The sequence below is a fragment of the Mycobacterium sp. TH-M82 genome, from assembly GCF_057473605.1.
Genome location: NZ_JBYCKY010000857.1, coordinates 20,125 through 42,574, shown reverse-complemented (window position 1 = coordinate 42,574; position 22,450 = coordinate 20,125). Strand labels below are relative to the sequence as shown.

General features: G+C 63.5%; 14 protein-coding genes and 2 pseudogenes. 5 read left to right on the top strand and 11 right to left on the bottom strand.

From position 1 onward, the window contains the following. Window positions 1-118: 118 nt before the first annotated feature. The 6 genes and pseudogenes from AC2VON_RS24930 to AC2VON_RS24905 all read right to left on the bottom strand — a co-directional run bounded on the left by AC2VON_RS24930 (window position 119) and on the right by AC2VON_RS24905 (window position 9,199). Window positions 119-1,259: pseudogene (locus AC2VON_RS24930) on the bottom strand (IS3 family transposase). A 546-nt stretch (window positions 1,260-1,805) separates the two neighbouring features. Then, on the bottom strand, window positions 1,806-3,248 hold the full coding sequence (locus AC2VON_RS24925) for a wax ester/triacylglycerol synthase family O-acyltransferase (RefSeq protein WP_486955208.1): 1,443 nt from the start codon (window positions 3,246-3,248) through the stop codon (window positions 1,806-1,808). 557 nt (window positions 3,249-3,805) lie between these two features. Next, window positions 3,806-5,464, bottom strand: a complete 1,659-nt coding sequence (locus AC2VON_RS24920) for an FAD-dependent oxidoreductase (protein WP_084027740.1) — start codon at window positions 5,462-5,464, stop codon at window positions 3,806-3,808. A gap of 295 nt (window positions 5,465-5,759) precedes the next feature. After that, window positions 5,760-7,370, bottom strand: a complete 1,611-nt coding sequence (locus AC2VON_RS24915) for a PEP-utilizing enzyme (protein WP_084027739.1) — start codon at window positions 7,368-7,370, stop codon at window positions 5,760-5,762. Then, window positions 7,371-8,369 (bottom strand): DUF7065 domain-containing protein, encoded by a 999-nt coding sequence (locus AC2VON_RS24910; RefSeq protein WP_084027738.1) that lies wholly within the window; start codon window positions 8,367-8,369, stop codon window positions 7,371-7,373. Beyond that, window positions 8,366-9,199, bottom strand: a complete 834-nt coding sequence (locus AC2VON_RS24905; RefSeq protein ID WP_084027737.1) for an SDR family NAD(P)-dependent oxidoreductase — start codon at window positions 9,197-9,199, stop codon at window positions 8,366-8,368. Before AC2VON_RS24905 ends, AC2VON_RS24910 begins: the two co-directional genes overlap by 4 nt. 63 nt (window positions 9,200-9,262) lie before the next feature. On the opposite strand from AC2VON_RS24905, the gene AC2VON_RS24900 reads away from it, so the two are divergent. Continuing rightward, window positions 9,263-9,895 carry a TetR/AcrR family transcriptional regulator gene (locus tag AC2VON_RS24900; RefSeq protein ID WP_170926894.1) on the top strand — a complete coding sequence of 211 codons (633 nt, stop codon included), beginning with the start codon at window positions 9,263-9,265 and terminating at the stop codon, window positions 9,893-9,895. 10 nt (window positions 9,896-9,905) lie between these two features. Here AC2VON_RS24900 and AC2VON_RS24895 read toward each other — a convergent pair whose 3' ends face one another. The 3 genes from AC2VON_RS24895 to AC2VON_RS24885 all read right to left on the bottom strand — a co-directional run bounded on the left by AC2VON_RS24895 (window position 9,906) and on the right by AC2VON_RS24885 (window position 12,845). Beyond that, complete coding sequence (locus tag AC2VON_RS24895) at window positions 9,906-10,364, bottom strand: nuclear transport factor 2 family protein (protein ID WP_464508772.1); 459 nt, start codon at window positions 10,362-10,364, stop codon at window positions 9,906-9,908. Window positions 10,365-10,621: 257 nt separating this feature from the next. Continuing rightward, on the bottom strand, window positions 10,622-11,227 hold the full coding sequence (locus tag AC2VON_RS24890) for a MarR family transcriptional regulator (protein ID WP_084027734.1): 606 nt from the start codon (window positions 11,225-11,227) through the stop codon (window positions 10,622-10,624). Beyond that, window positions 11,220-12,845, bottom strand: a complete 1,626-nt coding sequence (locus AC2VON_RS24885) for a pyruvate, phosphate dikinase (protein WP_084027733.1) — start codon at window positions 12,843-12,845, stop codon at window positions 11,220-11,222. Before AC2VON_RS24885 ends, AC2VON_RS24890 begins: the two co-directional genes overlap by 8 nt. A 169-nt stretch (window positions 12,846-13,014) precedes the next feature. On the opposite strand from AC2VON_RS24885, the gene AC2VON_RS24880 reads away from it, so the two are divergent. The 4 genes from AC2VON_RS24880 to AC2VON_RS24865 all read left to right on the top strand — a co-directional run bounded on the left by AC2VON_RS24880 (window position 13,015) and on the right by AC2VON_RS24865 (window position 19,818). After that, window positions 13,015-13,983 (top strand): DUF7064 domain-containing protein, encoded by a 969-nt coding sequence (locus tag AC2VON_RS24880; RefSeq protein WP_084027732.1) that lies wholly within the window; start codon window positions 13,015-13,017, stop codon window positions 13,981-13,983. 5 nt (window positions 13,984-13,988) lie between these two features. Then, window positions 13,989-15,686, top strand: coding sequence for a PEP-utilizing enzyme (locus AC2VON_RS24875; protein WP_170926893.1), 1,698 nt, complete (start codon window positions 13,989-13,991; stop codon window positions 15,684-15,686). A gap of 914 nt (window positions 15,687-16,600) precedes the next feature. After that, window positions 16,601-18,988: a glycerol-3-phosphate 1-O-acyltransferase gene (locus AC2VON_RS24870; protein ID WP_084027730.1), complete on the top strand. Its 2,388-nt coding sequence runs from the start codon at window positions 16,601-16,603 to the stop codon at window positions 18,986-18,988. A 173-nt stretch (window positions 18,989-19,161) separates the two neighbouring features. Continuing rightward, window positions 19,162-19,818 carry a histidine phosphatase family protein gene (locus tag AC2VON_RS24865; RefSeq protein ID WP_084027729.1) on the top strand — a complete coding sequence of 219 codons (657 nt, stop codon included), beginning with the start codon at window positions 19,162-19,164 and terminating at the stop codon, window positions 19,816-19,818. A gap of 608 nt (window positions 19,819-20,426) precedes the next feature. Here AC2VON_RS24865 and AC2VON_RS24860 read toward each other — a convergent pair. Further along, window positions 20,427-21,527, bottom strand: a pseudogene (locus AC2VON_RS24860) (ISNCY family transposase); the annotation flags it as partial. Between the two features lie 144 nt (window positions 21,528-21,671). Then, complete coding sequence (locus AC2VON_RS24855; protein WP_226522213.1) at window positions 21,672-22,445, bottom strand: ExeA family protein; 774 nt, start codon at window positions 22,443-22,445, stop codon at window positions 21,672-21,674. Window positions 22,446-22,450 lie beyond the last annotated feature (5 nt).

Genomic DNA, 22,450 nt, shown 5'->3' with positions numbered 1-22,450 from the left:
GAGCTAGGAACCGCTCACGACCACACGAGCATCGCCCAATAGCCCGACCGGTCAACCAGCGCCCCCACAATGGCCGTTCGACACCAGCCACCTAGAGCCGGGTTGGTTTGATCCGTTCTCAGTTGATGATGCAGGCCACCGCGGTGTGGGTGCACCTGCAGGCAGCAGCGTACTCGGCCGGCGTGCGGTAGCCCAGGGCCGAGTGCCGGTGTCGGGTGTTGTGTTCGGCTTTGAAGTCGCCGATAACCACGCGGGCCTCGAACAGGGTGTTCCAGTGGTTGCGGTTGAGGCACTCCCTGCGCAGGCGATTGTTGAAGGATTCGATGTAGCCGTTGTCCCGCAGCCCGGCGGAATATAGGTCGTGCCGACCTTGCCGTCGCAGAACCGTTGCAGCGCTTGGGAAACCAACTCCGGGCCGTTGTCCATCCGGAGCACCTTCGGCGGGCCGCCGTTGGCGGCGAATACCTTGGTGAGTTCATCGACCAGGTGCTCGCCGGTGATCGACCGCTCCACCATGTTGAGCAGCGAGACGCGGATGTGCTCGTCGATCATCGACGCGATCTTGATGGCCTTACCGTCGGTGGTGGAGTCGAACTGGAAGTCGACCGCCCACACCACGTTCGGGGCATCGGCCTGCACCGGTGGCACCGAAGAGATCCCGGCTCGGTTGCGGGGACTGTGCACGCGGACCTGCAGGCCCTCCTCGCGCCACAGCCGGTGGACCTTCTTCTTGTTGACCTCACGGCGCTCGTCGAAGCGCAACGACGCCCAGGCACGCCGGGACCCGTGACACGGATGCTTCCTGGCGTAGGAACGCAACCGGGCCCGCATTTCGGCGTCCGGGTCATCGGGGGTATGCCCGAGTGGCAGGCGGCGGCAGGTCGAACGGCCCAGCCCAACGGCCCTGCACGCCAACCGTTCCGACATGCTCAACGTGTCCTTGAGCATGTCCACGGCGCGGCGCTTGGCAGCTGGGCTCAGTATTTTCCCTTCGCGACCTCCCGCAACGCGTCCTTCTCCAACTCGGCCTCGGCCAACAGCCGCTTCAATCGGGTGTTCTGCTCGCGCAGCTCCTTGAGCTCCTTAGCGGCGTCGGTGTCCATGCCGCCGTAGGTACGCCGCCAGTTGTACAGCGTCGCCGACGACACCTGCAGTTCGGCGGCGATCTCCTCGCCGTTCTTGCCCTCGGCAGCCAGCTCATCCGCGCGGCGCAGCTTACGCACGATGTCCTCCGCGGAATGCCGCTTACGACCAGCCATGTGTTTCATCGTCCCTTCCGGCCCGACCTCGGGCCACAGGACTCTAAAACGCGATGGACTCATTCACCGGGAACACGCCAGGCGTACTGGCGACAGCATCGCAGACCTGGGTTGCCAACGATTCTGCGTTGCAGGCCGACGAGATGGCGGCCAAAAGAACTCCTCACCTCCGCTGCGCGCGAGGGCAGTTTGGTAGCCGTCGGTAAGCGCTAACAAGGTCGCGGCAACGTGATGAGTGCCTTGTCGCTGGCCGTGTGACCGCGGGTGTCGTTGAGAGTCCGAGATCAATAATGAACACCACCAGGTGGGTTTCAACATGGTGGTCAATCCGATAATTTTGTGATTGAGAACGCGCCGGTTGAGGAGGATCGTTATGTGATCACAGTCGGCCCGCACCAACTCACGTGACGCTGCGAACCAGGATGCTGATGGCCACTGCGAGAGCAACGTTGACCTCGATTACTAGCCACAGGTCTACCGCCGCGAGGGTAGGGACGTCCCGAAGTGGCCAGCCTTCCAACGGTTCGCTCGCGGGCTCTCGACGCGCTATCGAGGAACATTGAACGAAGCCGGCACCGTCCGCGCCGCTGCATCACCGCTTAGCGTCAGGACTTCATTGAACCCCTCCAATAGGCACTGCGCGAATAATGCTTCATCTGTCACTGACGCCTGGTCGTAGCGCACCGTAACGGTGCAGGATCGCGCGCGCGACACCAATACCGCCATCATCGCCACGCCAGGCAGCGGACCAAGCCCGTACTGACGCAAAACCTTTGCGCCCGCGAGATAGGTCTGCGCTGTATGCATGGGCACATTGCTGGCTTGAACGTCGGAGGCGGTGATCGACTCGATCATCGATTCCAGCACCGGCATCGGCAGCAAGCTCAACACCGGTGCGACGAAAGCCATCATGCCGATTGCGGATTCTTTACGGCCTCGGCGCATTTGGTCTTGAATGTCATGGATGCGGGCCCGCGGCTCAACCGCTCCAACAGGCGCAGCCAGATTAATACCGGCGAAGCGGTTGCCTCCGGCCGGATCTGCGTCGGCACGCACATTCACCGGAACCGCCATTGGTAGCCGCTCAACCGGCACCCCTAGCGCCTCGTGGTATCGGTACAGAGCCCCGCACAGACCGGCCAAGTAAGCGTCATTTATCGAGCCGCCGACGGCCTTTGCTGCAGCCCGAAGCTCCGCCAATCCGACGTCCACTGCTTCGCTGCGTGTCGATAGGCTACGACGCGCTAAAAGAGGAGACGGCGCAGCGCTGGGGGCGATAACACGTGTCGCGGAACGCGCGTATTCCGCAATGTCATTAGCCGCCGACATCGGGTCACGGGCCGCTCGCACGACCACGTGCGTTGCTGAGAACACGGCGGCTCGCAGTCCACCGATGATTGCGCCCGGAAGCTGACTCAGACCTTCGCGGGCCAACTCCACCGCCGACAAGTCTTGCGGCAGCGGCAAAGCCGGTGCCTCCCGGACAGCCGGCTTGGGCTCCAAGTCGTAGAGCGCCGAAAACAACTCGACACTGCCGATACCGTCGGTCACCGCATGACTCACATGCAACAACACCGCGGACTGCCCGCCGGTAAGGCCCTCCACCAGCGTCACGGTCCACAGCGGACGCGAGATATCCAAGGGTGATTGCAGACTTACCTCGGCGAGGTCGAGTACCTCGCGAAGCGTGCCGGGTTCGGGACACCGTACCCGGCGCACGTGATACGCCAAGCTGAAGTCGGGATCCACGATCCAACGCGGCGCCGCGGTCGGGACCAGGGGAACAACAACCTTCTGTCTCAGCCGCAAGGCACGCCTGGACGCAATATCAAATGTGCTGACGAACCGGTCCCAGGGCGGGGTGATTTCAAGAATTTCAACTGACAGTATCCCCGACCGCATGCGTGGGTTTGCCTCGCCGCGATGCATCAACAGGTCGAAAGCCGAGAGTTGCGCTGGCAGGCCCTCAGCCTGCCCGGCATCGGTCATGACCTGTAGTCTACCGAAAACTCAACACAGCACATGAGAATAACGGCATTGTGCTACCCGCTTGCGGAGCACCGGGGCAGCACCCCAAGGTACCGCAGCTTCCGGCTTGATGACTGTGCTTAACCCATGATCGGTGCAACAAATAGACTGCCCGACAAGCGTTATGGCCCAATCACTAGGCTGCTGATTAGCCATTCGACCGACGCGAGCGGCCGGCACATGCGCACCGTTTAGAAGCGCATCGAGACGCGCGCGATACAACTCAGTTAGCCGCTTTCAAAGTTCGCGCATGGGCGCCTCATACATTGTCGATCTGACTTGAGGATCCTCGATGCGGATGGAAGCCGGTGACGCGGACCCTGTTTGGCCCCGGCCACGAGGCGAATCCGCGCTCTTCAAGGTCTCCCACCCCGCGCGACGTCATCCCGCGCGGACGGACTGAGATGCCGCGACGCCGACAAACGGACTGTCGACGCAAAGAAATCTAGTCTGCGGGGCAGATGAATCCCCGACACTGCGCTAAAGTGAGTTAGCACACATCGCCGTCGAGGGCCCCGCTAACTTGCGCAGTTAGCCCCTTGGGCGACGTTAAGCATGTCAGCGATGTCGACGAATTTGACCCGAGGCCGCGAAGTCTGGGCGCCCTGTTCACTTTCTGCAGCATCGATGGCGCACCAGCCCTGCCAGCCAACAGGATCGGCTCCGTTTTGCTTGAGCAGCGCGTCGATGCCAGCACGATCTTTAACGTCGTGGGATAGCCGACCTTCATCGTAATCTTCCCACAACTTTGCTACGGTTTCCTGCGCGCACATTCGATTGGTGCCGATGACTCCTCGGGGCCCCCGCTTGCACCAGCCGGTGACGTATGTCCCAGACAGCGCGGCATCATCATCGTCGAGTACACGTCCGCGGTCATTCATCACGATGCCCATCGTCGGGTCATATGGTAAACCCTCAATCGGCGCGCCCCGGTAACCGATAGAGCGCAGAATCAGCGATGTGTTGATCAACTCGGTCCCCTGGGCTGGGTCGCCTTTCACCAACCCGCCGGTGTCATTACGAGTGTTGTGTACTACTCGCAGACCCTCGACCCGACCGTCACCGACCACTTCAGTGGGCGAGGTGAGGAAGCGAAAGGTGATGCGCTTGTTATCCGGGGAGGAATCACGCTGGGCATACTCGCGAGCAATATCCAGTTTGAGTTTGGTCTCAACGCCGTCCTCGGACCCGGCTTCCAGTTCGTCACTGTCGATCACGATGTCGATACCAGGGAGGTAACCCAACGCCAAGAACTCACCGACAGAGAACGCGCCATCGCGCGGCCCTCGCCGGCCAAGGATAATTACCTCGCGAATCTTGCTCTCGGACAACGCCTTCAACGCGTGATCGGCGATGTCGGTCTTGGCCAACTCCTCGGCGGGCATCAGCAGGATCCGCGCTACGTCAAGGGCGACGTTGCCATTGCCGACGATCACCGCGCGTTCACTGGACAAATCGAAGTCGTGGTGAGCATGGTCCGGGTGGCCGTTGTACCATCCGACAAATTCAGCCGCGCCGTAATTGCCCGGCAACTCTTCGCCGGGGATACTCAGCTCTCGGCTCTTCGAGGCACCGACCGCATAGATGACTGCATGGTGATGGGCCAATAGGTCTTCATGTGAAAGATGTTGGCCGACCTCGACGTTCAAGTAGCAGTGGAACCGCCGATCAGTGAAGGCATGTTTGAAGGTGTCGACGACCGACTTGGTGTGCTGATGGTCGGGGGCGACACCGGAACGGATGAGGCCGAACGGCGTAGGCAGACGTTCGAAGAGGTTGACTTCCACGCCGTCGGTGTGGATCAATTCACTCGCGGCGTAGCACGCCGCCGGACCTCCTCCGACGATTGCAACCCGCAACGACCCAGGTTCAATACCTCGGTGGTAGCCGGCTGAGTGGCGCTTCTCCTCCGGCTGCAATGGGTGGTGTTCAAAATAGGTGGCGTTAATTTCACGGAAGCGCTCCATCCCCGGAGGCAACTCTTCTTCGAAGTAGATCGCATCCACGGGGCACTCCTCCGCGCACGCCCCGCAGTCAATGCAAGTGACCGGGTCGATATAGAGCATTTCGGTGCCGGTGAACTCACCGGGTCCGCTGGCAGGCCGGATACAGTCCACCGGGCACACTGGTACGCAGCTCTCGTCCTTGCAGCAGTTTTGGGTGATGACATAAGCCATTGCGATCCCCCTTCGGCCCTCTGGGCAACAACCCAGTGTTCTTGTCAGGAACACTCAAACCTCGCGAGTGTTCCTCAGCGTGTTCAGCCGGTGGCCACACCCGACATCGTAGCGTATTTTAATTTAAATACGAAAAAGTTACGAGGGCCGCTGGTCGGTCCTGAAATCTGCAGCGCAGCCCAGCTAGAGGCTACTCATGTCGGCACTCGCCTTCGAAGCAGTCCGGATGTCATTCAGCTGCGGGCGATCTCGCTCCTAAAGGCTATCCGCGCGCTGGCCACAGGTACCGCGCGGGTCAGGCGCGACCGAGCACCTGGACGGTCCCGGCGCTGCCGTCCACCCGACAGCGATCGCCTGTGCGGAGCACGGACGTACCCGCCTGAGTGCCCATGACGCAGGGAACACCTAGCTCACGGGCCACAATCGCAGCGTGGCTGAGGAGCCCACCGATATCGACGACGAGGGCTCCGGAGAGGAACATCAACGGAGCCCAGCTCGGATCGGTGGTGCGTGCCACGAGGATCTCGCCTTGGGCGAACTCGTCGAGCTGCGAAGGATCGTCCACTATCCGGACCGGACCTTCCACGATGCCCGCACTCGCGCCGACCCCGGAGAGCTCGGGCAGACCCGCCACCGCGTCACCGCATGCGGTCACGCTGTCGACGGGCCGCGGGTCGGGCTGGCCGCGCCAGGTCCCGGGGATGTCGAACCGACGATGAGCATCGAGCTGCTCCCGGCGGAATTTCGTGATTTCCCGCGCGTCGCCGTGAAGGGGGCCGGCCAGCTCCGCCGCGGTAAGCAGCATCACGTCCTCGGCGTCATCGAGTACGCCCGCACGCTCAAGGCAGACGCCAATGCGACGTGCGGCCGCGCGCACGACGTCAATTGCCTGGGTCCGTGCTGCCTTGCCACGCAGCGGGAGATAAATCCGCGCCAGCTGGAGCACCGCGTGCGCGGTCGGCCGCTGCCTGGGCCTCAGACCGGCCAATAGCGCATGCTCGGCCTCTCGTCGCTGCTGCTGACCGCGGGAATCCGCCATCCGCGGGTCGGCGTCGTTGGGCAGCTCGGCGAAAGCGGTAACAAGGTCTTGCAGCGGCTGGTCGTCCTCCCGCCACGGGCGTCCGGACGGCACCCCCTCGTGCGGACCGTGGAATCCATGCCGCTCGACCAGTACCTCGAGCGGCACAAGACCACGTGATGCGTCCCACACATCCGCCACTACTTGGGACTCTTCGTGCGACCCGAACCCCCTCATCAGAGTCGACGGGTCCGCCCCGGCACTCGCTGCCAGCCGGGTGAGCTGGTCGTAGATGGGCTGCGCGCCCGCCAGCAAAAGGATGCCGTCGGTGGTGAGGTTCTCAGTCATCCGCAAGACTGCCGCCCGGAACGCAGCCCGCGCGGCGGACAAATTGCGTTTGCTCATGGCGAGGATCTCGGCTTCCCACCATGCGCGCGTTCCCGCGCGCATCAACCGGGTGCGGCGTGGCGCGGCGACGAATGTCGCTGGAAATCCGAGCGCGACATATGGATAACGGCCCTTCGATGAGCGGCTCGAGAGCCCGGCGGGCACGCTGCCGAAGATCTGCCCGACCACCGCGTCGGCGGTGGTCCCTGGCATCAGTGCTCCTACGCGATGGAAGAAATCCATCCGGCTGGCGATGCGACCGTGAAAGACGCCGAAGACCCGTTCGGCCGCGACCTCTGGGACCTCGGCCTCAGCCCTAGGCAGCGCGCCGATCGCAACCAGCGCACCCCGGGTTGCGCGCTCGACGGCCGGTCCTATCACCGACCAATCGAGCGGTGTCAACACTCCCGGGAAAGCCTCCGACAAGTTCGTGGTGCTCCACCAGGAGTCACCGGCGTCAGCGGTGTGCAGCGGGTCGGCCGTTGCCCTCCTGCTGTCCATCTAGCGCATCACCGTTCTTTCCGACAGGCCATAGCCGACCTCTCCATCCCATTCGAAGCGGGCCAGGCATTCCCAGAGGCAGTGGCTCGTCTGCGGCCGGAAATCCACGCCGTAGGCCATCTCACTTTGGCCGACCAGGCCGATGGGGCAACCCGTAAGGACCTCGGCAGTGACCGTCTCGACTGTGCCGTCGGGAAGCTCGAATTCGAGCACGTAGGGGTCAAGGGGCTGGGAGTCGTGGCTGATCACCGGCTTGTTGCGCAGCTTCGCCGTCTGCAGATTGCCCTCGGCGTCACCGATGACGTGGTAGTCGAGGTGTCCGACGCCGGAGCGGTTGCGCACGTAGATGGCCATGAAGGTGCGGCCGCTGGGGAATTGGCCGTGTAGCCAAACGTGGTCGGCCATTCGGGACAGATCGCGGGGCCCCCAGGAGTGGTCGCGGAGCCCGGTGCCGTCGATCTCGTAGCGGGCGCCCGCGTGCTCGATCCAACCGGTGACGGTGCAGTGTTGCTCGTAATGCTCGATCGCCCAGTCCTGCTGGCTGAGGTCGCCCACCCCGAACACTGGTCCCATCTGTCGGTACACCAATTCCATTGTGGCGCCGGTGTGAATGCCGTCGCGCAGTGCGCCCGAGCGCAGCTCGTCACCGGTGACGTGCTGCACGGCGCCCTCAAATCGCTTCGTCCATTGCGTCCAGGGCTCATCACAGCTCCAGTCCAGGCCCGCCCCGCGGGGACCCCGAACGCCCGCATCCGTTTCAGAAGTGAAGCCCTTGGCGACGAGGTACTCGTCGCCGGGCAGGTAGACCACGAAGATGTCGTGCCACAGCCGCGGGTTGAACGGCGGGCGGTTGAAGTGCATGTAGACCCCGACCTGATTGACAGGTGACCACGCATAGCTGAGGTAGTTTTCGGACCACACCGCCATGTCCTGGATCGGATGGGTCAATTCGTCGACATCGGTCAGATGGGCTAGACGGTGCATCTGCACGGCGGTCATGCGTGAACTCCTTCGGTGGGGTCGGGGGGAACAGCCAAATCGATGGCGGGCAGTGGCTGGCGGTTGAAAACGAGGTCTCCCAGACGGCTGGGAAGCGCCCGCATGTGGGCGGCCGGCGCAGAGGACAGCGGCAGGGGCACGATGCCCTGGCGGTCGGACTCGAGGGCCTTGACCATGCGGGTGGCGATCTTGGCCGGGGTCAGGCTGGCGAACCGTTCGAGTTGCCCGGCCAGGCGCTTGGTCACCTCGTTTTGAACGCCCTCGTTATAGATGCCGGTGTCGGGAACCGAGCCCAGGATGAACGCCGTCACATTGACGCCGGTACCACGGATATCGCGCTGCAGGTCCAGCGAGAACATATTCAGCCCCGCCTTGGAAGATCCGTAGGCGGCCAGATGCGGCACAGCAAGCTCCCCGGCCACCGAGCACACGTTGAGGATGGCGCCCCGTCCGCGTGGGACCATCGACCGGATCGCCTGGCGGGCGAGCTCCATCGGTGCCAGCAGGTTGGTCGTCATGGTGCGTCGCAGCTCCTCGGCGGTGAGGGTGCCGAAGTGCCGTGTAGCGCCCAGGGCGGCGTTGTTGATCAACACATCCAGCGGGCCCTGCTGCTCTTCGGCGCGCGGGACCAGATCGGCAAACTGCGCCGGATCGGTCAGATCGGTCGGCACGGCCAGCCCGCCCACCGCCGCGGCCACGTCGTGCAACTCGTCGCTCTCTCGCGCAATCAGCGTCAGGCGCGCGCCCCTGGCCCGTAGTGCCTTTGCCGCCGCGGCGCCAATTCCTTTCGAGCCACCGGTGATCAGTATGTGTGCGTCTGCAAGTTCCACATTTGCCTCACAATTTTCCGAACGCTGTTCCGATCAATGTACTCCAGGGTAGGCTACACCACAATGAGCGACGCGAACTCCCCTATGGGCAGCGGCTTGGCCGCGGCCGATGCCCTCAGGCCGGGACCGGGCCGGCCGCGCCGAGTCGGGCGTGAGGCGGTGGTTGCCGCTGCGCTTGACCTGCTCCAGCGCGAAGGCCTCGCGGCGGTGACCATGCGACGGGTCGCCGAGCAGGTCAACGCCGGAATCGCCACGGTGTACGCGGCCGCGGGGAGCAAGCAGCACATCCTGCTTGCCGTCGTCGACGATGTGCTCACCGGACTCCCGCACGTCCCGGAGAACGCCGATCCGTGGGACGCGCTCCACGAAGTCTGGGCTGCGACGCACGACCTCCTGATGGCGTATCCAGCGGTGGCGCAACTCGCCGCGCTGCAGCCCGTGCCCGGTCAGGGCGTGCAGCGACTCATCGATGTGACGCTGAACCTGCTCAAGTCCGCTGGACTGTCTGAGGACGCGGCGTGGACCGGATACCTCACGCTGCGCAGTTACACCATCGGATTCACCTTGCTCAAGATCTCGCGGGGGGGCGCCGACGGGTATGAGGTAAGCGAAGCTTCGGCCGCGCCGCCAGAGCACCATCTCGAGTTCGGCAATGGCATCGATGTCCTGCTCCGGGGTCTTCAGCCCGAAATCTGACATACGGACCTCAGCCTGTTGATCCACCCTGCAACGTCCAGTCTTCCGCCAGCCCGGTGAACTCGTGGACCACGATGCGGCGGCGTACAAAACGCCAGACGCCATCGCGTCGCTCATACCGGTCCTCATAGGTCGCGTCCACCGACGCCATGACGCCATCAGGCGTGGTGGCCGAGCCGATAACGTCTGCCAACCCGGTGGCCTGGTCACCGTCAATCTTCACTACCAAGTTCACGGTCCAGTGACGAGTACGCGGCAGGCCTGGCCACACCAACTCGGTCACCGCACGCCGAATCTCGTCGGCACCGTAGAAGTTGCCGAACGGCTCGCCCGGCAGGAACTCGGCCTCGGGGTGCCACAGCGCCATGAACAGGTCGAGATCGTGCTTGTCCATGCCATGGCAATAATTGGCAACCAGATCCTGGATCAACAGACGGGACCGGATTTCGTTAAGCGTGTCGAGCGTCATCGACTCTCTTTCGTTGGTTGGTTGCAGTGAGGTTTCCGTGGACCGGGCATGCGGGTGATAGAGGCAGCATGCTCAGCGTGAGATGCATATGCCTAACCGGTAAGGCGATGTCAGCCTTATCTTTTGCGGACATCGCTCGGATCTAGCTTGACTGTGGCCAGCTCCACAACGGCGGCCCTCGAACCGGCCGACGGGCCGAAGTTGCAGCCGCCGTCGACCGATTGAGGACAGCCGTTAGTGGGTGTCATCGTGGTTGCCTAGGTGGCGTGTCCTGCGCGGGCTTCGTCTTCGCGGCTCAGTCCCGCCGCGACCAATAGTTCCTCGTGCAGTTCGAACCAGACAGTGTGATAGGAGTCAATAATCGGACGAGCGAGCCAGGTCGTTTCTCCGGCTTTGACTTTCTCTAGGGCCGAACTCAGTTTGTCGGCGTACGCGTTCAGCCGGGGCAGTTGGCTGGCCGCCGCTTCGATGATTGGCGAGACTCGCTGATGCACCTCATCGAGGCGGGCCAACACGGCGGCGTCGTACTCCTCGTCATCGTGTGCGTTGGGCTGACCATGCTTGATCTGCCAGTCGGATATTAGCTCCTTGAACACCGCATTGATGACACGGAAATCGTCGTATGTTTTAGCCAAGGCGCCTGGCTCAATCGCCGAACGTTCTTGCGCCAGAAGGGCATTGAGCCGCTCCCGTCCTTCTGGGCTGATGCGCAGTGTGTTGCCCGAGATCAGCAATCCAGCGTCGGTCAGTCGCCCTAACGTCGTGACCAAGTCGTCGGGATCTTCCCCGAGGGTGGCGGCCAGATCCGCCTGGCTTAGACGACCTTTGAGTCGGACGGCTTGTAGGACAGTCAATTCAGACATTGGCCAGCCCTTTCCTGTTCTCCGTCAGTTGTAGTGCGGTGAGCATGGTGATCAGAGGGTGCGGTGAGACGACGTCGGTGTGGCCGGCGGCAAGTGCGGCCGCAACTGAGTCGGCGGATGTGTCATCAAGCGCCGGGTAGTCACCGCTGGCGTGCGCTCGGATCGGACTGATGAGTCGCGCGATCCCGGCCAGTTCGATGAGGTCGGGCGAGTCGGTCTCGGACCAGGCGGCGCGTTGTAGGATGCCCTCGCGCACTTCACCTTCAGACCCGTCGACTGTGACGAGCTTGCCGGCGAGCGAGGCGGCCAGTCCGGGACCGCATCCAACGACTGCCGGTCGGCCTATCTCACGGCTGACGACGGCCGCGTGCGATGTCGCACCACCGATTTCGGTGATGATTCCGCGCGAGGCCAGCATGCCCTGCACGTCGTCGGGGCTGGTCACCTCGCGGACCAGGATGACGTCTTCGCCGCCTTCGGCGGCATCGATGGCTTCGTCGACGTCACTGTAGGCCTTTCCGGAGGCTACGCCTGGGCACGCAGGTAGACCCTTGGCCAAAAGTGTTGCTGCTAGCCGGGATTCGGGTTGCAAGGATGGCATGAGCAGCTTTTCGACGTGGGCGGGTGTCACCCGGCGCAATGCTTCGGCGTCATCGATCAGTCCTTCGTGGCGGAACCGCAGCGCCAAGCGTACGGCGGCCTGGGCTGACCGTTTGGCGGCTCGAGTTTGCAGCAACCACAGTTTGCCCTCTTCGACGGTGAACTCGATGTCCTGCACGTCTGCGCCAAGCCGCTCCAACGTCCGTGCGGAGTCCATGAGCTGCTCATAGACGACCGGCTGTGCTGCGCGCAGCGCGTCGACGGGCTCGACGTCGACGTTGCCCGACACCACGTCCTCCCCCTGGGCGCCTGCCAGCCATTCGCCGAACGGCTCGTCAGCGCCGGTTATCGGGTTGCGAGAGAACAAAATACCGGTGCCTGAGTTGCGTCCAAGGTTGCCGAACACCATCGCCTGGACAACGACCGCAGTGCCGGCAGCCTCGTCCAAGCCGTGGTGTGCGCGGTATGCCAGCGCCCGTGGACTGTTCCACGACGCGAAGACGGCGGCGATCGCGCTGCGCAGCTGCACCCACGGATCCTCCGGTATCGCTATACGGCCGTCGCCACCCAACACGATGCGCCGATACATGTCGACGAAGCGACGTCGAGTGTCACGGGCGAACTCCGCGGACCCAGCCGCCGCAAGCGCTTGCTCGACGGAGTTGTCGATGCCCAGGTCGAGCACGGTGTCCATCATCCCGGGCATCGACTGGGCGGCCCCGCTGCGCACACTTACCAACAGCGGCCGGGGGCCGCGTCCAAATGTGCGTGACGCCTCCGCCTCGAGCCATCGCACCTGCTCGCGTATTGCGTCCCAGATACGGTTCAGGCAGCCTGCTGGGTCGGCGAAGAATTTCGCGCATATGTCGGTAGTGATGCAAAATGCCGGTGGCACCGCCAAACCCTGCCGGCGCATGGCATTGATGCCATATCCCTTGTTGCCCAGGACATTGCGGGGCAACCAAGAACCACCGTCCAACGCCACAACGGCGGGATGCTCATCTGCTGTTTTTGACACAAGATTAAACTTTAGCCTCTTGACTGCACGCTGTCAGCAGTTTCCGATCGATATTCCGAACATTGTTATTGATTTGGTCTGCCCGGCCGGGGTACGTTTCTGGCCGGAAGGCCCGAGGACCGTCTAGCGCCCGGGTAAACAGCATGAGTTTCACCAACCAGGAGCGCCCATGTCGACCACCGTGTTCCCCCCGCAAGCCGAGAACGTACAGGCGATCAGTGACGTCCCGTTGTGGACGGAGAGCTTCCACGGTTCCGGCTATGACCCCGACAATGGAATCGGTGTGTTCGTCCACATTGCCCGGGCGCAGATGGACCCGCTGCTGTGGGACGAGACCTTTGTTGCGTTCCTGCCAGGAGACCGCTTCCTTGTTCACCGCGGCTTCGGCTATGGCGAGACGCCCGCCGGCCCGGCGGCGAACGCCCTGCGGTACGTCCACCGCGACCCTTTCGAGTCATGGCACATCCGCTTCGAGGGCGCCGCGCGGCACGTCACCGGCGAGGAACTCGCTCAGAGCACGGTGACCGATGACTCGCACGTGAAGGCGGTCCTCGACATCGATATGCGGTCGCTTGGTCCCGTTTACGGCATCGGCGAGATGAGCGACGACGAGTTCTGGGCCCACTCCCACTACGAACAGCATCTGTCGCTGCGGGGGCACCTGGACTTCGAAGGCTCGCGCTTCGAGCTGAACGGCACGGGCATGCGCGACCATTCCGTGGGCCCGCGCGACATCAACGCCCTCGACCGACACACCTGGTGCCACGGAGAGTTTCCCGACGGGCGGCTGTTCATGGTGATGGACGTTGCCGCCGCAGATGGAACGAACTTGCGCTATGCCGTCGTCGGTAATCGCGATGGGCTTGCAGCAGCAACCCTTTCGCATCCCGGAGAGACGCTGCTGAGCACGCGCCGGGACGCGACCGCGCCATACCAGCTGCATCTCGACGGCCCCGATGGGCCAATCGTCATCGAGGCCGAGATCTTACAAACGCTGCCACTCAGCATGCGCGGCACCAACGACTGGGTCCCCGGCACCCGCCCGGATGCGCACCACCTGATGTACGAATGCCAAACCCGGTTCACCTGGGATGGCCAAACCGGCTACGGCCTCACCGAGCGCAGCGTCAAGGACTGAACGAGGTGAGCGGGACGACGGGCACTGGTCCGCTCTCGATCGCGGAGGACCCCCTCGACGGCGACTGGCACCCCGGGGAGTGGTGGACGACGACGAACATGGGCGAGGCGTTGCCCGGTGTCCTGACTCCCCTGACGTGGTCGTTCTGCGGACCTAAATTGGAGCGCGCCGTGCGCGAAGGGTTTATCGCGATCGGCGCAGCATCGCGCAAGCTGCGTGTCCAGCCCACGGATGAGCGCGCCTGGGCGCTGGGAATCTTCCACGGCCGAACCGCGGTCAACGTGCAGTTCCTCGGTCGACTCGCCGACGGGATGCCCGGTACCAGTGGAGCCGCGATGGCTGAACAGTGGTTCGGTGTCATACCGGAGGGGTTCGTCTCACGGCCTTCGCGGCGACGCTACCCCGCGGTGCTCGTCCGGTTACCCAGGGCAGCGCTGACTGCATCGCGGGCTAGCCGCGATGCGCACGCACGCACCGATACCTGGTGGCGGCGCGAGGTCGCCGCCGCCCCGGGTACGGACCTGACGCAGGCGCGTGAGCTGCTAGCATTCGCATCCGGCGTCTACGGCGAGGTTTTGATCACACACATCACGGCGCAGATGGCCGCCGTCCAACCGATGTTCGAGTCCGTGCAGAAGCTGGCCGCCGCCGCGGGCATGGCGGAGCGGACGCACCAGCTGCTCACCGGTCAGGGTGAGCATGCCGAGGCTGCACTGCTCGAAAGTCTCTGGCGCGTGTCCCGGGGGACCCAATCACTGAAAGGGTTTCTCGACCGGCACGGCTGCCACGCCCCATCCGACGGAGACCTCGCCAGCCCATCCTGGCGCGAGGATCCCACCCCGGTACTGGCCCTACTCCGTCGCTACCGCGAGCTAGCCGACGACGAAGGGCCACTGGAGTTGGCTCGCCGGCGCGCGGCTGAACGGGAAGCCGCCACGATGGAACTCCTGCGGCGGACCCCGCGCTCGCGGCGACCACTCGCCCGGCTCATCCTGCACCTGGCCACCCGGGCAACGCCGCTACGCGGGATCGCCAAAGAGGCGGGCCAGAAAGCGATCGACGTCGGACGCGCCGCCGCGCGGCGCATCGGGGAACACCTGGAAGCCGCCGGATCAATAGACGATGCGACCGATGTCTTCTATCTGATGCTGCCGGAGGTCCGCGCCGTCGTCCCGGGCACGCCGCTTCAAGAGCTCGTCGCGCAGCGCCGAGAGCAGCGCGAGGCGCACCTGCGCGTGACCCTGCCATCGGCCTGGCGAGGTCGACCCATCGTCGAGGCCACCCAAGACGCGATCGCCATCGAGCCGGGAACGATTATCACCGGAACCGGCGCATGCGCGGGAGTGGCGGAAGGGCCCGTACGCGTTGTGCAAGACCCGGCGGAAACCAACCTGGAACCGGGAGAAATTCTCGTTGCCACCTTTACCGACCCCGGATGGGCGGCGCTGATGTTCGTGGCCGCGGGCATGATCGTCGACATCGGTGGCCTGCAGAGCCATGCTGCGGTCACCGCCCGGGAACTCGGCGTCCCCTGCATCATGGGCACGCACGACGCGATGCAACGGCTCCGCACCGGCGACATCGTCCGCCTCGACGGCCAAACAGGAACCGTCGAGCTGCTCCGGCATGCGGCCTCCGCGGGCGCGACACCACGTCGGCACCGCGCTGAGGGCGGGGCTTGCCAGCCGCCGCCGAACGGCTGACCCGAAAACCAGGAACCTAACCGGTGAGCCGAGGCAAGGAAACTCGAATTTTCATCGCAGGGAACGGCGGTGCTGAGGTGTCAAGATGCCCATTTCGCTCTCCGCGGAGAACACAGACGTTGTACACCGGCGCGCGCCAGCGGAACAATCGAATCGGACAACAAGGCCATAAAAACCGACTGCGACGCAATGAGATCTCGCGCCTGAAGGCGTCCGCACATCGACATCGTGAGTCCCTCAAGCCGACCAACACATACCAACCGTCAACCGACAGCTCGCTGGCAATACTCGTCCGCCGAATCAAGCTCATCGCTCGCGCCCAGGATCCTCGTTCCATCTTTGCCGCACTCGTCAACTCGTGCTTGGTTGAGCCTCCTGGCAACGGCCCGCCGAATGCCCGCGGCTTTGGAAACTCCGATGTGAGTGCACGACGTGATTGCGACCGAGGTAGTGCCACGGCTATATTGAATACAGATTAAAATATGGCAGTGGGGGTTCGCCAAATGGGACTGTCGTTCGGCGGTACGCGGGAGCGGAGTGGTTGGACCACCCTGCCGGCCTCAGCCCATTCAGAACGGATCGCGATGACGGTGAGACTCCGAACGCTGTGGTGATTCACACGACAGGCCCCATCGCATCGCACGACTCATCGATGCTGCATTCGTACGCCATCGACATCGAGGTGTTTCCACTTATGTCGGCTGATCACCACAAGGCCGACGCTCTGCCCGAAGCAGCTCATTCAGCCGGGCCAACTCGACTCTGATGGACATACAGCTTCGTAGCGCGAGGACTGGCCCCTGGTGCGAATCGGTGTCCGAGCGATCACGGAAACAACCCGCAAAAGCACGACAGCGCAAAAGGATCCGGCGACGAGTGTCGGATGCACAGGTGACAAGCCGGGGCAAACAGTAATGGATCGACGGCCATCGCCCTCACGTGAACTAGACAGCTTTGCTCCCACCGATGACACCTTGGTGTTGGCGGTCGTGTCTACATCGGTGGAGTTGCAGTTGCTTGAGGACTGGCTGCAGCGGCAACGCCACACGCGTCCAGATCTTCATGTCAAAGTCGTGCAGATTCCAGCCAAGGATCCGCCGCCTGGTGTGGTGACCGAACTGGTCGAGCATCTGCAGAATGACGGCGACCTGACTGTAGTGCCGGTGCGGGCACTTTGGGTGCCCGAGTCGAATCTGTCTAACCGCTCCAAGCTCCTGGGGCTGCTGGCCGGACGCGATCCTTACCGCCCTACCAAACGCAAGCAACGCCAGATCTTGCGAACCGATCCCACACGCGCGCGGGTGGTCGCCGGGGAGACGGCCAAGCTAGCGCAGCTGCGTCAGCAGTGGCGCGACACCACCGGTGAGGACAACGAGCGCGATTTCGCTCGGTTCGTCACCCGAAGGGCTGCGTTAGCCATCGAGCGAGTCGAATATCGGCTGCTGGGGCCGGAGTACAAGTCGCCGCGCCTGGTGAAACCCGAAATCCTCGCCTCGGCGCGATTTCGCACGGGATTAAGCAACATTCCGGGTGCGACGGTCGAGGAAGCCAGCAAGATCCTCGATGAACTCGCAACTGGCTGGAGCAGGCTTTCGATCGATTTGATACCCAGCATGGGCCGACTGATTTTCCGCCGCGGGTTCGACCCTAACCTCGACTACGACAACGACCAGGTCACAGCGATGCAGCAGGCGCTACGGACCCATCCGGCAGTGATGTTGTTCTCGCACCGCTCGAACTTGGACACCTTTGTGTTGACAGTGGCGTTGCAGGAGAACCGCCTTCCGCGAGCGCATATCTTCGGCGGCATCAATTTAGCCTTCGGGCTCATGGGCCCGTTGATGCGCCGCTCGGGCGTCATCTTTATCCGCCGCAACATCGCCGACGATCCGCTTTACAAGTACGTGCTCAAGCAGTATGTCGGCTATATCGTAGAAAAGCGGTTCAACCTCGCCTGGTCGATCGAAGGCACCCGGTCGCGTACCGGCAAGATGCTGCCTCCCAAACTTGGTCTGCTCAGCTACATCGCCGACGCGTACCTCGACGGGCGCACCGAAGATATTCTCCTCCAACCAGTATCGATCAGCTTCGACCAACTTCATGAGACGGCGGAATACGCGTCATATGCTCGCGGCGGTGAAAAGGCCCCCGAGGGTATGGGCTGGTTCTACAACTTCATCAAGGCTCAAGGTGATCGCGACTACGGAAAGATTTACGTCCGCTTTGCCGACACTGTATCCATGCGGGAGTATCTGGGTGCACCTCACGACCCGATTACCGCAGAACCCGGCGTCAAAAGACTCGCACTGCAAAAGATGGCGTTCGAGGTGGCTTGGCGAATCCTTCGCGCGACCCCGATCAACGCCACTGGTTTGGTGGTGGCACTACTGCTCTCTACCGGCGGTGCCGCGCTGACACTCGATGAGCTTCACTACAGGCTGCAAGACGACCTGGACTATCTCGACCGCACCCACACACCGATGACTAACAGCGCCGTTCGGCTACGTAGCCGTGAAGGTGTGCGCGCCGCACTGGACGCGTTGTCAGGTGGGCACCCAATTGTGCGTACAGATGGTGGGCGCGAGCCGGTGTGGCGCATCGCGCCAGGGCACGAACATGAGGCCGCGTTCTACCGTAACTCGCTGATTCACGCATTCCTCGAGACCTCAATAGTGGAACTGGCGCTGGCCCACGCTGCGCGGATCGCCGACGGTGACCGGCTCGAAGCGTTCTGGGTTCAAACATTCCGATTACGCGACTTGCTGAAGTTCGACTTTTACTTCGCCGATTCGATGGCCTTTCGCGACCACATCGCCGCTGAGTTGGCGTCGCTGCCCGACTGGCAAGCACACGTCCACTCCGGTACCACCGGCATCGACCTACTGCTGCATGCGAAAAGGCCACTGGTTGCGCACACCATGCTGCGACCGTTCTTTGAGGCGTACGCGGTCGTCGCCGACGTGCTCCACGACGCGCCAGCCGCGATTGCGGACAAGGAGATGACGAAGCTGGCCCTCGGCGTGGGACGGCAATACGCCGCCCAAGGCCAGCTTCGTAGCGATGAATCCGTGTCCGCATTGCTATTCGCCACTGCTCGGCAGGTGGCCGCAGATCAACGACTGCTAGAGCCGGGAACTAACCTCCGCCAACGTCGTACCGCCTTTCTGGCTGAGCTGCATGCGATTCTGCAGGACATCGAGCGGGTAGAACAGATCTCCCGCCAGAAGTTCGCCACGCGGGAGGCGCAACAGGCATGCACCGGCAACTCACAAAACGGCACAAACGGGCCTGTTGGTGCCTAGATACCCGACAATCGCAGAATGCGACGGTCCGCTCAGTCGCCGTCCGCCAGTTCGATGCAGCATTAGGCCGCACAGTGTGGACCGTGGTGCGCATCGGGTCGGCTGGACGTGATGTGCGCGCGGGTGAAAGCATCGTGACTGTACGACATTTGGTTGCTGCGGCCATCGTCGCGATGCTGGCCTTGAGCTGCATACCCGCGCGGGCGGCCGGCCCGCACTCCATCACATTAACGCTGGTGCGACATGCTGAATCGGCCGGCAATGCGTCGGGTCTGATCGACACCTCGACCCCTGGTCCTGAGCTCACCCTAAGAGGATGGTGTCAGGCGACGCTCGCGGTCGGGCAGTTGAGTCCCCACCACTACGACGGCATCTACGCCTCTAGCATGATCCGCACCCAGCAGACGGCGGCGCCCACGGCGCAAGCGCTCGGCGAACCCGTCACGGTACTTCCTGGGCTGCGGGAAATCGAGGCTGGTCAGTACGAAGGCCAACCCGAGTCCGGCGCAGCGCAGACCTTGTTGACCGCGCCACGGCGTTGGCTGCAAGGTGACCGCAGCGCGCGAATTCCGGGATCACTGGACGGCAACGAGTTCGAAGCGCGGTTCGACGATGCGGTGCACCACATTTACGCTAGCGGAGAACAAAATCCGGTCGCATTCTCACATGGTGGCGCGATCATGCTCTGGGTGCTGATGAACGTACGCAACCCCGATCCATCACTGCTGACCGGCAAGTCACTGCCAAATATCGGTCACGTGGTACTCACCGGAAGTCCGTCTGAAGGGTGGACATTGACCGACTGGGATGCCAATCCCCCGCCATGCTGAATGTTGAGCAACCTAAATCTGGTAACTAGACCGGGCCGTTCCCGGCGAGGAGCCACTTATTCGCCGGCGGCGCTAGCGAATCGCGCCGGACCAGATCGCGCGACATAGCGCCCAACTGCGCCCCCACGTCCCCCAGCCATTCTCGCCGCCCGGGGGAACTCGAAGCGGCCGTTGTGCCCGCCGATGCTTCGATACTGCTGGTAGAACTGCAAATTGATGCCCATAGCCTGGTCCACGTAGCCGATCATGGCTGCGGTTCGGTGCCATTTCCTGCCCTTCGGGCTGTAAACCCAGATACGGCTGGTGTTTTCAACCAGCGATGCGCCATGCAGTGTACGGGTCGTGCCACTTCCACCTGCCCAGCTGCGCCGCACCGCAGTTTTGGCGACATGAACACGCAGGCAATATGCGGCCGCTGATGGGTGTAGTGCCAGCGGAACTAATCACACAGTGCTTGCCAGCTGATCGGCATGTCAGTGAGGGCGTGATTGCGCAGAAGTCCTTAAAGGTTCGGGTGCTAGCTACTTCGACCTGAAAAACGGTTGATGGTCTGAGGGCGCTCGAGCTGACGGCCGAGGCTGGTCGATCGGGCTGCTGGTCTGCGCTGTTCATGCGGCCAGGGCGCTGATCTTGACCAGGTTGTGGGCGAAGACTCCGTGTCCGCACCAGGTTCGAGCTCCCGTCAGGGTGGTCAACTCGGTGCGGTTCCAACCGTAGCTGCGTTTGAGGTGGTTGATCCGGCCTTCACATCCGGTTCGCCATTTGATCTTGGCGCGGAATGCTCTTCGGTGTTCGAACTCCCGGCGGGTGGCACTGGGCTTATTGGCACGCGGGATCGCGACGCGGCGAACCCCGAGGTCGTGCAGTTCGGTTTCCACCGACGCGTATCCATAGCCGCGATCAGCAGTCACCGCTGTTGGTGCACCACCGGTGCGTTCTGTTATGCGTGCGATGGCCGGCACCAATTGCGGTGCATCAGCAGGGTTTCCGGTCTCGACGGTGTGGTCGAGGATGACCCCGTCGGCGTTGTCTACGACCTGGGCTTTGTAACCGAACTCCACCGGCTTACCGAGCCGACCCTTGCGGATGGGGCGGGCATCGACGTCATGGGAACTGACCATCCGGGTCGCTGAATCAGGCATCACTCCGGCCAGCCGGCTGCGGGTCTGAGCCACCACTAGAGCGGTGCGTTGCAACAGCGTATCGAGGTCATTGATCGCTCGGCGCAATTGGCCGCAACGCCGACCGGTCGCGGTGGGCAGACTCCGTCGGGCGTTGCGCAGCACCGCCTGGGCATCACGCACCGTCGATTCGGCGATACCGGCCAGATCCCCGGTAATCCGCAGCACCGCAGCCTGGCCCTCCTCGCGCGCCGCTGCACCGCGCAGACGCAGCTTGGCCGCGATCGAACGGGCCCGCTGCCCCGCGGAGCGACTGCGGTCGCGCACCCGGGTGCGCGTCGCTCCGCCGGCGGCTTGAATACGCGTGATCGTGCCAGCGATGCTGCCCACGGCCTTGGCCAACAAACCCGAGTCGGTCGGATAGGCCACCGCCGCTGGCACCACGGTGGTATCCGCACGGACCTTGTCGGTTCGCAGCAATTTGCGCTCGGTGGCTTTGGCCAACAGCGCATCGTTGAGCCCGGCCACCGCAGCATCGCCGCACCGGCGGGTCAGCTTCATCAACGTGGTGTTAGCCGTCACTGTGGATGACGATGTCGGCGTCATCGGCATTGATGACGAGGGATCGATGAGAACGGCCCCGCTCGCTGTGGTGAGCGGGGCCGTTGTGGTCTCGGTGACGGGATCCTGGCTGCGGTGACGCGGTGGTCGCCGTGGTGAAGCGAGTTGGTTTCAGTCTGTTGCTGTTTCGCTGATGGCGATGCGGGCGGCTTTCTCGCCGACGATGGAGTGTCCGGCGGCGAATGCGGCGGTCAGGGCGTGTAGGGCGAGGTTGTTGACCGCGCGTGGATGGCCGCGGGAGGCGTTGTGGATCAGGGTCATCGCGTCGTCGGCGAACAGCGCATCGGAGCGGCCGGCGATCTTGGTGTGGTGTCCGATGTAGTCGGCGGTGTCGGCTGCGGTCATGCCGGGCAGGGTGTAGCGCACTGCGATGCGCTGATCCAACGCGGCCAGCACCCCGAGGCGTAGTCGGTGGCGCAGGGTGGGTTGCCCGACGAGCACGACGGCGAACGGTGAACCACTATCCATGTCATGGTTGGTGAGCAGTCGGATCGCTTCGAGTTGGTGGTTGTCGAGCAGGTGGGCTTCGTCGACGACGAGCACGGGGTTGCGGCCCCGTTCGGCGTGCTCGGCGGCCAGGGCGTCGGCGGCCTGGGGTGCCAGGCGGGCGGTGTGAAACGCCGGGGTGTGTCCGAGGGTGGCCACGATGTGGGTGAGCATGCCGCGCACGCCGATGGTGGGGTTGGCCAGGTAGATGATGACGTGCCGCGCCGGATCCAGGGAGGTGGCGGCGGCGCGGATGGCCACGGTTTTGCCGGCACCGACTTCCCCGGTGATGACCCCGATGGCGCATTGGTCCACACACCAGCCGATCCGGGCGATGGCTTCGCTGTGGCCGGGGTGGCGGTGCAGCATCGACGGGGCCAGATCCCGCCCGAACGGCATCCGGG

Bases quoted from the DNA above. Each gene is read 5' to 3' on its own strand.
- AC2VON_RS24925 (WP_486955208.1), bottom strand. From the start codon at position 3,248: ATGACCGATGCCGGGCAGGCTGAGGGCCTGCCAGCGCAACTCTCGGCT.
- AC2VON_RS24920 (WP_084027740.1), bottom strand. From the start codon at position 5,464: ATGGCTTATGTCATCACCCAAAACTGCTGCAAGGACGAGAGCTGCGTA.
- AC2VON_RS24915 (WP_084027739.1), bottom strand. From the start codon at position 7,370: ATGGACAGCAGGAGGGCAACGGCCGACCCGCTGCACACCGCTGACGCC.
- AC2VON_RS24910 (WP_084027738.1), bottom strand. From the start codon at position 8,369: ATGACCGCCGTGCAGATGCACCGTCTAGCCCATCTGACCGATGTCGAC.
- AC2VON_RS24900 (WP_170926894.1), top strand. From the start codon at position 9,263: ATGAGCGACGCGAACTCCCCTATGGGCAGCGGCTTGGCCGCGGCCGAT.
- AC2VON_RS24895 (WP_464508772.1), bottom strand. From the start codon at position 10,364: ATGACGCTCGACACGCTTAACGAAATCCGGTCCCGTCTGTTGATCCAG.
- AC2VON_RS24890 (WP_084027734.1), bottom strand. From the start codon at position 11,227: ATGTCTGAATTGACTGTCCTACAAGCCGTCCGACTCAAAGGTCGTCTA.
- AC2VON_RS24880 (WP_084027732.1), top strand. From the start codon at position 13,015: ATGTCGACCACCGTGTTCCCCCCGCAAGCCGAGAACGTACAGGCGATC.
- AC2VON_RS24870 (WP_084027730.1), top strand. From the start codon at position 16,601: ATGGATCGACGGCCATCGCCCTCACGTGAACTAGACAGCTTTGCTCCC.
- AC2VON_RS24865 (WP_084027729.1), top strand. From the start codon at position 19,162: ATGCTGGCCTTGAGCTGCATACCCGCGCGGGCGGCCGGCCCGCACTCC.
- AC2VON_RS24855 (WP_226522213.1), bottom strand. From the start codon at position 22,445: ATGCCGTTCGGGCGGGATCTGGCCCCGTCGATGCTGCACCGCCACCCC.